This window comes from Marivivens aquimaris (assembly GCF_015220045.1).
GTDB lineage: Bacteria > Pseudomonadota > Alphaproteobacteria > Rhodobacterales > Rhodobacteraceae > Marivivens > Marivivens aquimaris.
Map to the genome: position 1 here is coordinate 1,795,946 of NZ_JADBGB010000001.1, position 12,143 is coordinate 1,808,088.

Genomic DNA, 12,143 nt, shown 5'->3' on the forward strand with positions numbered 1-12,143 from the left:
TTTCTAGGACCCGAGGTTGCTGCGGGACACCGACACGGCCTTGAGAACCGCGTAGAGCTCCAGCCCTTCGGTGAGGCTAAGCGCCGCAACACTGCGCCGCGTCACGCGCGCTAGCAGGCGCTCTCCACCCGTTTCAAGCTGTACGAGCGCACCAGGGCCGTCGCCCATGCGGATCGACCTGACCTTGGCTGGAATGACATTCAGCGCCGAAATCCCCGTGGGCCGCTCAAGCGACAGCATCACATCCTGCGCCTCGACATGCACCCTGACGCCCGCACCTGTCGGTTTGTCGACGTGTGGGACCAAGAGGCTCTCCGCCCCGAAGCGAAGCTCGGTCAGGCCATCCTCGTGCTGCGTGCCGACGGTCGTCGTCAGCATCGCACCGGCGGCCATCGCACCGACGGGAGTAACGGCAGGGTCCGACAGAACGTCATGCGCCTCACCTGCCCGCAGGACCTTGCCATTTTGCAAAGCGACCACCGTCGTGGCGAGGCGTGCGACCTCGCTGGGGGAGTGACTGACGTAAAGGATCGGGACGCCTGCCTCGTCGCGCAGCTTCTCGAAATACGGCAGGATCGCTTCCTTGCGCTGTTCGTCAAGCGCGGCCAGCGGCTCGTCGGCGAGCAAGACATCAGGGCCGGACATGAGCGCCCGCCCGATAGCGACGCGCTGCTTCTCGCCGCCCGACAATTGCGCGGGCCTTCGTGTGAGAAGCTTGCCGAGGCCGAGCATCTCGATGATCCGACCGGCATTCTGGGACTGTGCGGATTTAGGCGCGAACCAGCGCCCGTATTTCAGGTTCTGCTGCACTGTGAGATGCGGAAACAACCGCGCGTCCTGAAACACATAGCCGACGCGGCGCTTGTGGGGCGGCAGGTTCACTCCTTCCCCCAGCAGCACGCGGCCATCAATCGCGATGTGCCCGCTATCGGGTTTGAGCAGCCCAGCGACCGCATTGATGACCGTGGTCTTGCCAGACCCCGAGCGCCCGAACAGAACCGTTAGGCCCTGCGGCGCTTCAAACTGCACATTCAAGGCAAAGTCACCGAAGCGGTGCTGGATATCGACCAAGACCGTCATTGCCCGCTTACCCTACGCGCGATGCGGCGCGAGAAGTACTCGGACAGCACCACCGCGCCCATTGCGATCACGACGGCGATAATGACGAGCCGCATGGCCGAGGCCTCACCGCCAGGCACTTGGAGGAAGGCGTAGATGGCTGACGGCAGGGTTTGCGTCTGGCCCGGAATGTTGGAGACAAAGGTGATCGTCGCGCCAAATTCACCCATCGCTTTGGCGAAGGCGAGGACCGCGCCTGCAAGCACGCCCGGCAGGATCAGCGGCAAGGTCACGGTGAGAAACACCCACGGCTTCGATGCGCCCAAAGTGCCCGCGGCCTGTTCGAGTTTCGGATCGACCGCCTCGATCGACAGGCGGATAGCGCGCACCAGCAGCGGAAAGGCCATGATCGCGCAGGCCAGCACCGCGCCCGTCCAGCGGAACGCAAAGACGATCCCGATATCAGCCAAGGCGCTGCCGATCACTCCTCGCCGACCGAAGACGATAAGCAGCAGATAGCCCGTCACGACAGGCGGCAGGACCAGCGGCAAATGCACGAGCCCGTTCAATAGCTGCCGTCCGGGAAACCGCCAGCGGGCCAGCGCATAGGCTGTGAGAATGCCGAGCGGCAAGCTCCAGACCGTGGCCCAAAGCGCCACCTTGAGCGACAGCAGAACCGCCTGCCACTCCTCTGGGCTCAGCCAGTCCGTCACTTTTCGCCCTGCAAAACGGTGAACCCTTGCGCCGCGAACACGTCGGCGGCTTGCGGAGTGGACAGGTAGTCGAGGAAGCCCGCATCATCGCCCTCGGTCGTCAACGCGGCGGGATAGATGATCGGCGCGTGGGTGTCCTCGGCAAAGGACGCGATGACATGTACCGCAGGTTCGGCCACCGCGTCGGAGGCGTAGACGATCCCGAAAGGCGCCTCCCCCGTTGCGACGAGCGCGAGCGCGGCCCGCACGTTGTCCGCCTGCGCTATGGAGGGCGCGAGCGTGTCCCAGAGGCCGAGCGAAGTCAGCGCCTCTTTGCCGTATTGGCCCGCCGGAACCGAGTTCACGAGGGCCATCGCGAGGCGTTCGTTCCCCAAGTGGACGGGCAAATCCGCGATGTCGAACGTTGCATCCTCAAAGCCTACCAGAACCAGTGAGTTGCCGAGGAGGTCGGTCCGACTGCCCTCTGCCAGCAGCTCCTCCGCTTCCACTGCATCCATCCACTGCGTCGAGGCAGAGATAAACACATCCGCCGGTGCGCCCTGGATAATCTGCTGCGCGAGCTTGCTGCTGCCCGCGTAGGATATCAGGACTGTGTCGCCCGTTTCGGCCTCATAGCCCGAGGCGATCTCGTCCAGCGCGGTTTTGAGAGAGGCTGCAGCAAAAACAATGACTTCATCGGCCATCGCCTGCCCTGCCGACAGGGCAATCACCGCTGCCATGACCGCTGATTTCATGCTCGCCTCTCCCTCGTTCGCTCCAGCATATCCGCCAGCAACAGGGGAGCAAGCGAATGTCGCAAATCCTCACATTTACGTCGACGGGTGCGAGAGCGCCCTTGCCGCCAAGGGTATGTTCACAGTCGGACATTCCCCCGCTACAAGCAGCGGAACGGAGGAACGCGCATGGCCAAGGCGATCATGATTCAGGGTGCTGGCTCGAATGTCGGCAAGTCGATGCTGGTTGCGGGCCTGTGCCGTGCGTTCCTCAAACGCGGGCTGTCCGTCGCGCCGTTCAAGCCTCAGAACATGTCCAACAACGCTGCCGTCACCGTCGATGGCGGGGAAATCGGGCGTGCGCAGGCGCTACAGGCGCTGGCGTCTGGCTTGGAGCCGCACACCGACATGAACCCCGTCCTGCTGAAGCCCGAAACGGATGTCGGCGCTCAGGTCATCGTGCAGGGCAAGCGGGTCGCCACGATGAAGGCACGGGACTACGGCAAGACCAAAGCGACACTCATGCCTGCCGTGCTGGACAGTTTCGAGCGACTTTCAAGCCAGTTCGATCTGGTCGTCGTTGAAGGGGCCGGATCACCTGCCGAAGTGAACCTGCGCGCGGGCGACATTGCCAACATGGGTTTTGCAGAGGCCGCGAATGTGCCGGTCGCCTTAATCGGTGACATCGACCGCGGCGGCGTCATCGCTCAGTTGGTCGGCACCCATGCTGTTTTGCCGGACGAAGATCGGAACCGGATCAAAGCCTTTGCGGTCAACAAATTCCGCGGCGACACCACGCTGTTCGCCGAGGGCATGGACGTCATCACCGAATGCACCGGCTGGACGCCGCTAGGCATTGTGCCGTGGTTTGCGGATGCGTGGCGCCTGCCCGCCGAGGACGTGATGGACATCAAGGGCCGCCCCGGTGGTCACGTCAAAATCGCCGTACCGCGCCTGAATCGTATCGCGAATTTCGACGACCTTGATCCGCTGTCGGCGGAGCCTGATGTGACGGTCGAGATTATCGAAGCCGGACGCCCCCTGCCCGCCGATGCGGACCTTGTCCTGATCCCCGGCAGCAAATCGACCATCGCCGACCTCGCCTATTTCCGCGCGCAAGGATGGGACATCGACCTCTTTGCGCATGTGCGACGCGGCGGGCGCGTTCTGGGAATTTGCGGCGGTTACCAGATGCTCGGCAAAGCGATCCACGACGACGATGGCATCGAAGGCGCCGCTGCCCGCGTCGAGGGCCTCGGCCTGCTGGACGTGGTGACCGAGATGAAACCGATGAAGCGGCTGACGATTTCCAGCGCGCTACACACTGCCTCCGGCGAGGCGGTCAGCGGCTATGAAATCCATATCGGCGTGACTGAAGGCCCTGACCGCGAGCGCGCTTGGCTGACGCTCGACGAGCGCGGCGAAGGTGCTGCGAGCGCCGACGGCAGAGTGCTTGGCTGCTACATCCACGGGCTGTTCGCCGCAGACGGATTCCGCGCAGCGTTCCTCGAAACGCTCGGGGCAACCGCAACACCAGGCTATGCGGCGACTGTGGATGCTGCGCTCGACGCATTGGCCGAGCACATGGAAACCCATCTGGATCTGGATGCTATCCTGCGGATCGCCGAGAACGGCTGATCACTCGTAGTCTTGCTGCGCCATCACGCGGTAGATCTCGCGGCGAACCAGCTTGCGCACGTTGCGTGTGATACGCTCGCCCAGCTTGCCTTGCAGTTCTTCACGGATGATATCGCGGACCATTTCGCGCAGCGCGGCTTCTTCGAACTGCGGGCCGGTATCGTAGAAATCTTCGAGCGGATCGGCATCCAGATCGAGGTCGGGATCGTCGTTGTGCTCGTAGGCGTCCTCTTCGGGGATCGCGAATTCTTCATCCGGCTGCGGCGGCATGTAGTGATCCTGCGCCGTGGCAGGCTCTTCGACTACAGGTTCTTCCACCTCGAACAGCGTCTGAACTTCCGGCTCTGGCTGCTTGGGCGCGGTCTGGATCGCGTCAAAGATCGCATCTTCGATTGCGGTTTCGAGAACGCCGAGTTCCGGCGCATCGTCAGCCACTTCTGCATCTTCGACCATGTCGGATTCGCGCATAGGACGATCAGCGGAAGAGTCCGCGACGTGTTCGAACGGCGCTTCGTCGTCCCATTCACTGCCGTGGTTCACTGCCGCCTCCAACTCTTCCATCATACGCTCGAGCTCGTTCATGCGAGCGTCCGCGGCCATGGTATCGGAGTCTTCGGTATAATCAGAAGAAAATTCGACAGCGTCCTTCGGCATGAGGCGCGTCGTCTGGAATTGCGGCTCATGCTCGGGCGCTTTTTCCGCAACGGGGGCCGCAGGTTCCTCATACGGTTCGCTGTAAGTGATCGAGACTTCTTCGTCCTCTTCGACCTCCACATTTTCCACAGCCGAAACAGCAGGTTCTGCCGATTCCGCGATGCGCAATGAAGGGGTGAGAACGAATCGTTCCGCCGCCGGTTTTTCGACGAATTTCGGGGCCTTCTCCATGCGACGTGCATCCTCCGCACTGTCGGGACGATAGACCTTCGGGCGTGCCCATTCGTTGTCGGACACGAGTCGACGGATGGACGTCAGAACGTCCTCGATTTCGACATTGGTGACCGGATCAGACATTTTATTATCCTGCTTTGCCTCACGATCAATTTAGACCAGTGACACCCCGCAGACAACATTAACGCTGATCCGGCTGTTCACATTTGCAACTCTCGGTTAACGGAGTGCCTCAAGAACACGCTCCAGCGCGGCGCCCTGCTCGGAACGAGCCAGCGGTGCGTCGGCAACCAGATTGTAGTGCGCTTCGACGTCGTACTGGGTGACGTCCAGGTTCAGATGCGACGCGTTCAGCAGGCCCATCGCGTAGAGAACGCCGTAGCTCGCCAGAACCACATCGGCCTGAGCCGATACGCGGTTTGCGCGCGCGTCGAGCAGGTCCTGCTCTGCGTTCAGAACGTCGATCGTGGTGCGCGAACCTGCGTTGGCTTCTTCGCGAACACCGTCAAACGCCAACTGGGCAGCCGAAACCTGACGCGTGTAAGCCTCTGACGCCGAAACGGCGACCTGATAGTTCGAGTAAGCGTTCGCAACGCCCTGCTCGATCAGCAGGCTGGCGCGGTGAAGCTGGGCACGCAGACCATCGATGCGGTCACGCACCTGACGCACGGTGCTGTCGAGCTGACCGCCGAGGTAGATCGGTCCGCCAGCGTTAATGCCAAACTGGGCCGCGCCGTTGAAATCTTCGTCGATGCCCGCAGTCGCGGTAGCCGAAACGGTCGGCATGGTCGCGTTTTGTGCGCGGGTCAGGCCGATTTCGGCAGCAGCAATCTGATGCTGAAGAGCAACAACCGTCGGATGATTACGAACGGCGTAAGCCTGCGCATCGGTCAGGTTCATCGGGAGCGGCGCAACCGGAACACCCTGAAGGTTCGACGGTAGGTGACCGATGGTAACCACATACGCTTCGCGTGCATTGGCAAGGCTGCCCTGCGCAACGGCCAGAAGGCTGCGGGCCGATGCGAGTGCGGCTTCGGCGATGGAAACGTCGGTGCGGGTGACTTCACCAACATCGAAACGGTCCCGCGCAGCGCGCAGTTCCTGCGTCAGAACGCGAACGTTACTTTCTCGCAGGTTCACGAATTCGCCCGCGGTCTGGACGTTGAGATACGCCGACACTGCGGAGCTGAGCACGTCAAGTTCGACCGACTTCAACGACTCGCGGGTCGCCAGAACGGTTTCTTTCTGCTGCTCGACACCCATGGCGCCGGTGCCGGCATCCCAGATATCGAAGCTTGCAGAAATGCGTGCCAGTTCGGTCGAAGTCTGAAGGAGATTACCTTCGAAGTCGTAAGCACGCGAGTGCGAGGACGACCATGAAACGGCCGGACGGAGCGATGCAACAGCCTGCGCCACATCTTCGTCGGCGGCGCGCAGAACGGCGCGGTTATATTCCAGAAGACCACTGTTTTCGTAGGCCGCGCTCAATGCTTGACCGAAGGTTTCAGCGGAAGCAAGCGATGCCGACAGCCCAAATACTGCCGCCATCGCGGTTGTGAGAAGTTTGTTACGCGTGAACATGGCTTTCCCTTATTAAATCCATGGCGCCCATCCACTGCGTTCCCGGCTCAGAGGGCGAATTCTTTGTTTTTCTCGAAACCGGCAAGAACCGGAGCGGAAGCGTTGAACGCAAACCGCCAGTTGATCCGTCCATCCAGCTTGTAACCGACGCGGGCCACACCAAGCTCGCCTTCGGCAAAGAGGCACGCAATGCGGCCGCCTTCCTTGAGCTGGGCCAGAAGGGAATCAGAAACCACCTCGACAGCGCCTTCGAGGATGATGACATCGTACGGACCGGACTTGGCACAGCCTTCGGCCAGCGGGTTCGTCATCACTGCGGCGTTGTCCACGCCGTGCTCGGACAGAAGCGCCTGCGCATCGGCAGCCATTGCTTCGTCGCTTTCGACGGCTACGACAAATTCAGACATACGAGCCATGACAGCGGTCGAGTAACCGAGGCCACAACCCAGATCCAGAACGACTTCGTTAGGCTGAATATTCAGCGCATCCAGTAGCTTAGCAAAGGTGCGCGGTTCGAGCATCACTCGACCCTCGCCGATTGCGATGTTCTCGCCGAGGTAGGCGGCTTCGCGTTGTGCCGACGGCACGTAAGCTTCGCGCGGCACGGCGAGGAAAGCTTCAATGATCGGAAACTTGGTCACATCCGACGGGCGGATCTGCGTATCGACCATCATTGTACGGCGGGTGGTGTATTCGGCCACGGTCTAAACTCTTTCGTTCAGTTCCAATTAGGTTCTAACCATATCTAACCCGAACCCGCAATGTCCGAAAGTCAAAGAATATCCTATCTGACCCGCTTGCACGTTCCGAAGTTCCAGTATAGATCACGCGAACCATACCACACCACGGCGGCGAGTTGGCGGAGTGGTGACGCAGCGGATTGCAAATCCGTGTACACCGGTTCGATTCCGGTACTCGCCTCCATCCCTATTTTCCCAAATCATTGAACGACTTCGCACCTTGCCGGTGTGTGTAATCGCCTCAGCTATTGCGGCCCCAAGGCCTGCCCTTCCGTGGTTTATAGACTGGCAGTTTCAAATCAAACTGGATCGCAGCCAGGCGGACTGTCAGTGCGACGCAAAAGCCTACAAACATCGACAAAGTCATCGGCTGACCCAACCAATGGCCTCCGACAACTGTGACAGCGCCCAAAACGGTTGCCGACATATAGATTTCGGGGCGCAGGATGATGCTCGGCTCTTGGCCCAGCGTATCGCGAATGATCCCGCCCGCGGTCGCACTGAACAGCCCCATCGCGACCGCCACGAGGGCCGAAGCCCCTAATTCCAGCGCTTTCGCCGTACCGACCACTGCCGCGAATGCCATGCCGAATGCGTCCGCCCACAAGATCCACGTTTGCCGCGAGGCAACAAGCGAGGCGGCGAAATGCATGACCACCGCCACGATGATGCAGATCGACAGGTAGACCGGATTGATGATCCAGAACACCGGCACATCAAGCAGGAGGTCCCGCAGGGTCCCTCCGCCGATGCCTGTGGCTGCTGCGAACCAGACAAAAGCGAGCATATCCAGCTGCTTGCGCGATGCCACGAGAGCGCCGGTCATGGCAAAGATCGCCGTTGCCAAGAAGTCGACGAAGGCGAGCGTGGCGGTAGCGTCTGTCATCGGGTCAGCACCAGCTAGGGAATAGTAGCTGCTGTCTTAACCGATTTTGAGCGCGCTGGACATCCAAGCCTGCTACTAGATCGCCGCTCAGAGGATAACGCGCGGCTCCGGCAGACCAGCGACATCAACAGGCGCTGAGTAGACCTTGCCTTCAGCTTCGGACGGGTTGTCGATCCCCTCGCAGGCGGTCGTGACGAACAGCGTTTTGTAGCCATCGCCGCCGAAAGCGGGGCACGATGCGTGGGCGCCTCCGACCTCGACGCTGATGTCTTTGGAGCCATCGGGCAGATAGCGCGAGACGCGATGGGCGCCCCAGTGCGCGCACCACACCGCGCCTTCGGAATCCGTGACCGCGCCGTCGGGGTTCATTTCGCTGTCATTGAGGTCAACGAATACCTCCGGCTCGGCATCGGGCCAACCGTCGGACGCAAGTGAGACCTTTTTGACGATGCGGGTCGGGGTGTCGGTGAAATACGCCGTGCGGCCGTCAGGGGCAAAACAGATGGAGTTCGGGATGGTGATGCCGCCGAACAGCTTTCGCAGTTCACCGCGATAGTAGCGATAAATCGATCCGGCCTCTTTTTCGGCGCTCTTGCCCATCGTGCCGATCCAGAACCCGCCGAACGGATCGGCGCGTCCGTCGTTCGAACGGGTGACGGTGTTGTCGGCTTCGAGGTCGATAACGTGGCCCATGGTGCCTGTCTCGATATCGAACTTCTGAAGCTTGGTTTCCGATGCGACCAGCAGAGTCGTCTGATCCACCCATCCGGCGGCAGAGACGCGCTCTCCGAAATCCCAGCTTTGCTGACCAGCGTCGGAGCTCGTGTGCAGCGTGTTCGCCATAATGTCGAACCAGAACAGTTGCTTGCGCTCTGGGTGCCAAAGGGGGCCTTCGCCCAGTTCGCAAGTGCGGTCGTCGAAAACAGAAGCAGTCATCAAGAAAATACCTGGTCGTATGCAGTCACAATATGGGTTGCCTTTTCGGCCACCACAGCGGCGTTGTCACCTGGTTTATAAAGCGCGGTACCGATGCCGAAACCAGTCGCACCGGCAGCGGCCCACTCACCGAAGTTGTCCGCACTCGCCCCGCCAACGGCGAGCAGGTCCGTGCCTTTGGGCAGAACCGCGTTCATCGCTTTAAGCCCAGCGGGGCCGATCAGCGATCCCGGGAAGAACTTTAAACCGTCCGCGCCTGCGCGAAGGGCCGCGAAGCACTCGGTCGGGGTCATGACGCCCGGATATGACAGCAGACCCTTGTACTTTGCCGCACCGATGACTTCTGGATTGCAGTCGGGCGAAACGATGAGCTTACCGCCCGCGTTCGCGACGTCCTCTACATCGCCCGTCGACAGAACTGTGCCTGCGCCGATGAGGGCCGTGTCGCCGAACTCTTTTGCCATCGCTTGGATGGATTTCAGCGGGTCGGGCGAATTCAATGGCACCTCGATTTTCGTGATCCCTGCGTCGATCAAAGCGCCCGTGATCGAAAGGGCTTCGTCCGGCGTCACGCCGCGAATGATGGCTACGATATTGCGCGTCATGTTAACCCTTCAACTCTGGATAAGCGGCCTTGAGACCTTCGAGAACCAGCCCCTCACCGTCAACGATTTCCGAAGTTGCGCCGAAATGTTCGAGCGCGGCGGCATAGAGCGCGGAGAGCGTTCCGTCGCCGATCAGAACGACGGGAGCATTTGTGTCGATGCCCTGAAGCTCCGCACCGATAAGGAGACCGGAGAGGTAGGACCGCGCTCCGGCGGCTTTGCCGGGGTTTAGCAGACCGACAGAGCGGACGGTAAAGAGGGCATTCAGCGCATCATGCGATTGCTTCAGTCCGTCGGTGAAAGCGGCGTCATCCCAGTCGCCCGCCATGCCGTGGCGCAGGACCGACTGTTCGGACAGCAGGTTGAATAACTCGCCGGTCATCTTCGTCCGGAACGACGTCACCTGCCCGCCTGCGATCTGCACCCATTTGGAATGCGTTCCCGGCAGGCAAATAGTGCCCGCGAAATCGGGCCGCGACGTGAGGAATCCCGCGATCTGGGTCTCCTCTCCGCGCATGACATCCGGTGGGTCCATCTGGCATAGGCCAGGCAGAATGCGCACGTTGAGCGCACCGCTGGTCTGTACCGAAATCGCATCGGCACCCGCAGGGGTGCAAGGCACCGAGAGGTACGGAGCCTCTCTCCAGCCTTGCTTCGCGCCAGCCATGCCACAGATCAGAACGTCGGTCGGCCCGTTGGTCCAACCGGCGACCAGACCGTTCAGAACGCTTTCGTACTGATCAGGAGAGAGCTTTCCCATCCCCTGATCGGAACGCGCGGTTTTGATGACTTTGCCGCTGGCGTCCAGACCCCAAACACGCAGGTTGGACGTGCCCCAATCGGCTGCAATCCACGCTACATCGCTCATGCAATATCCTCGGGCAGAACGCCTACAGGGATGTTCTGATAGCATACCGGACGCAGGAAGCGGCGGATCGCGAGGGTGCCGACCGAGGTCGCGCCGAAGTTGGTCGACGCAGGATACGGGCCGCCGTGAACCATGGCGTCAGCCACTTCGACGCCGGTCGGGAACCCGTTGGCAAGGACACGTCCCGCTTTGCGTTCGAGGATCGGCAGCAGACGGCGGGCGGTTGCCGCATCGCCGTCATCCATGTGGAGCGTGCAGGTCAGCTGGCCTTGCAGGCTGCGGGCGAGCTTGTCCATTTCGTCGACCGACTGCGCGGTGACGATGATGCCGAGCGGGCCAAAGACCTCCTCGGCCAGCACTTCGTTCGCCAGCCAATCCTCGGCGCTCACTTCATAGACGTAGGGCGTTGCGTTGCGCATGTCACAGACCGAGGTCAGGACTTCTTTAACGTTGGTCCCAGCGGCAACGCGGTCGCGGCCCTTGCGGTAGGCGTTCGCGATACCGTCGGTCAACATGGTCTGCGGGGCCGCATCTTTCAGGGCCTCGGCAGCGGCGTTGGCAAAGGTTTCGGCCTGATCAGCGAGGACCACGACGATCCCCGGATTGGTGCAGAACTGCCCTGCCCCCATCGTCAGCGATCCGGCCCAGCCCGCCGCAATCGCAGCGCCGCGAGCAGCGCCCGCTTCGGGCAGAACAAACATCGGGTTCACGCTGCCCAACTCGCCGTAGAACGGAATCGGAACCTCACGCTGGGCGCAGAGGTCGAATAGCGCACGGCCACCGCCGAGCGATCCGGTGAAGCCAACCGCATTGATGAGCGGGTGCTGAACCAGCGCCGCGCCAACCTCTCGGGTGCTGCCTTGGACGAGGCTGAACACACCGGGATGGATGCCGCATTTTTTGGCGGCGGCGGCGATAGCCTCGGCCATGATCTCGCCAGTGCCGGGGTGCGCATCGTGGCCTTTGACGACGACAGGGCAACCCGCAGCCAGCGCGGCAGCGGTGTCACCACCAGCGGTCGAGAATGCGAGGGGGAAGTTCGACGCGCCGAACACAGCCACGGGGCCGATGGGGCGCTGCATCATGCGCAAATCGGGACGGGGAAGCGGCTGGCGGTCCGGCAGCGCTTCGTCATGACGGCGGTCGAGATAGGCGCCATCAAGGATATGCTGCGCGAAAAGACGGATCTGACCGACGGTACGGCCACGCTCGCCCATCAGACGCGCTTCGGGCAGACCGCTTTCCTGCGTGCCGATCTCGGTGATCGCATCGGCGCGAGCTTCGATTTCGTCAGCGATGGCGTTCAGAAACGCTGCGCGCTCCTCGCGGGTCGAATAGCCGAAGGTCCAGAACGCTTCCTCTGCGGCCTGACACGCTCGGTCCACATGCGCGGGCGTGCCTTCGCTGAACTCACGCGCTTCGCCGTGGGCTGGGCTGGAGGTGAAGGTCGCGTCGCCCGCGACCCATTCGCCTGCGATCAGGTGCTTACCGCTTGGTACATAGGTCATAAGTCGTC

The 12,143-nt window shown here is 61.7% G+C and carries 12 protein-coding genes and 1 tRNA gene; 2 read left to right on the plus strand and 11 right to left on the minus strand.

Annotated elements, in window-relative coordinates:
* Window positions 1-3: 3 nt before the first annotated feature.
* Genes modC through modA form a run of 3 tightly spaced genes read right to left on the minus strand, consistent with a single transcriptional unit; the run spans window position 4 to window position 2,506 of the window.
* Window positions 4-1,080: a molybdenum ABC transporter ATP-binding protein gene (modC, locus tag IF204_RS08895; protein ID WP_194096301.1), complete on the minus strand. Its 1,077-nt coding sequence runs from the start codon at window positions 1,078-1,080 to the stop codon at window positions 4-6.
* Window positions 1,077-1,772 (minus strand): molybdate ABC transporter permease subunit, encoded by a 696-nt coding sequence (gene modB, locus IF204_RS08900; protein WP_194096303.1) that lies wholly within the window; start codon window positions 1,770-1,772, stop codon window positions 1,077-1,079. Before modB ends, modC begins: the two co-directional genes overlap by 4 nt.
* Window positions 1,769-2,506: a molybdate ABC transporter substrate-binding protein gene (gene modA, locus IF204_RS08905; protein WP_194096305.1), complete on the minus strand. Its 738-nt coding sequence runs from the start codon at window positions 2,504-2,506 to the stop codon at window positions 1,769-1,771. The genes modB and modA overlap by 4 nt, the downstream gene beginning before the upstream one ends.
* Window positions 2,507-2,674: 168 nt before the next feature.
* On the opposite strand from modA, the gene IF204_RS08910 reads away from it, so the two are divergent.
* On the plus strand, window positions 2,675-4,123 hold the full coding sequence (locus IF204_RS08910; protein WP_194096307.1) for a cobyric acid synthase: 1,449 nt from the start codon (window positions 2,675-2,677) through the stop codon (window positions 4,121-4,123).
* Here IF204_RS08910 and IF204_RS08915 read toward each other — a convergent pair whose 3' ends face one another.
* The 3 genes from IF204_RS08915 to IF204_RS08925 form a co-directional block, all read right to left on the minus strand.
* Entirely contained in the window at window positions 4,124-5,134 is a 1,011-nt protein-coding gene (locus IF204_RS08915) for a hypothetical protein (protein ID WP_194096310.1), read from the minus strand.
* Window positions 5,135-5,230: 96 nt separating this feature from the next.
* Entirely contained in the window at window positions 5,231-6,592 is a 1,362-nt protein-coding gene (locus IF204_RS08920; protein ID WP_228069133.1) for a TolC family outer membrane protein, read from the minus strand.
* Window positions 6,593-6,639: 47 nt separating this feature from the next.
* A complete protein-coding gene (locus IF204_RS08925; RefSeq protein WP_194096312.1) occupies window positions 6,640-7,293 on the minus strand; it encodes a protein-L-isoaspartate O-methyltransferase family protein in 654 nt (217 codons plus the stop codon).
* A gap of 149 nt (window positions 7,294-7,442) precedes the next feature.
* Between IF204_RS08925 and IF204_RS08930 the strand changes: the two genes are divergently transcribed.
* A tRNA-Cys gene (locus IF204_RS08930) sits at window positions 7,443-7,516 on the plus strand.
* A gap of 57 nt (window positions 7,517-7,573) precedes the next feature.
* On the opposite strand, the gene IF204_RS08935 is transcribed toward IF204_RS08930, so the two are convergent.
* From IF204_RS08935 to IF204_RS08955, 5 genes are all read right to left on the minus strand, one after another.
* Window positions 7,574-8,218, minus strand: a complete 645-nt coding sequence (locus tag IF204_RS08935) for a trimeric intracellular cation channel family protein (protein ID WP_194096313.1) — start codon at window positions 8,216-8,218, stop codon at window positions 7,574-7,576.
* An 87-nt stretch (window positions 8,219-8,305) separates the two neighbouring features.
* Complete coding sequence (locus tag IF204_RS08940; RefSeq protein WP_194096315.1) at window positions 8,306-9,154, minus strand: SMP-30/gluconolactonase/LRE family protein; 849 nt, start codon at window positions 9,152-9,154, stop codon at window positions 8,306-8,308.
* Window positions 9,154-9,759: a 2-dehydro-3-deoxy-6-phosphogalactonate aldolase gene (locus tag IF204_RS08945; RefSeq protein ID WP_194096317.1), complete on the minus strand. Its 606-nt coding sequence runs from the start codon at window positions 9,757-9,759 to the stop codon at window positions 9,154-9,156. Before IF204_RS08945 ends, IF204_RS08940 begins: the two co-directional genes overlap by 1 nt.
* Before the next feature lies 1 nt (window position 9,760).
* The gene (locus IF204_RS08950; RefSeq protein WP_194096319.1) at window positions 9,761-10,627 is read right to left on the minus strand and encodes a 2-dehydro-3-deoxygalactonokinase; all 867 of its coding nucleotides are present in this window, start codon (window positions 10,625-10,627) and stop codon (window positions 9,761-9,763) included.
* Window positions 10,624-12,135 (minus strand): aldehyde dehydrogenase (NADP(+)), encoded by a 1,512-nt coding sequence (locus tag IF204_RS08955; protein WP_194096320.1) that lies wholly within the window; start codon window positions 12,133-12,135, stop codon window positions 10,624-10,626. Before IF204_RS08955 ends, IF204_RS08950 begins: the two co-directional genes overlap by 4 nt.
* Window positions 12,136-12,143: the final 8 nt, after the last annotated feature.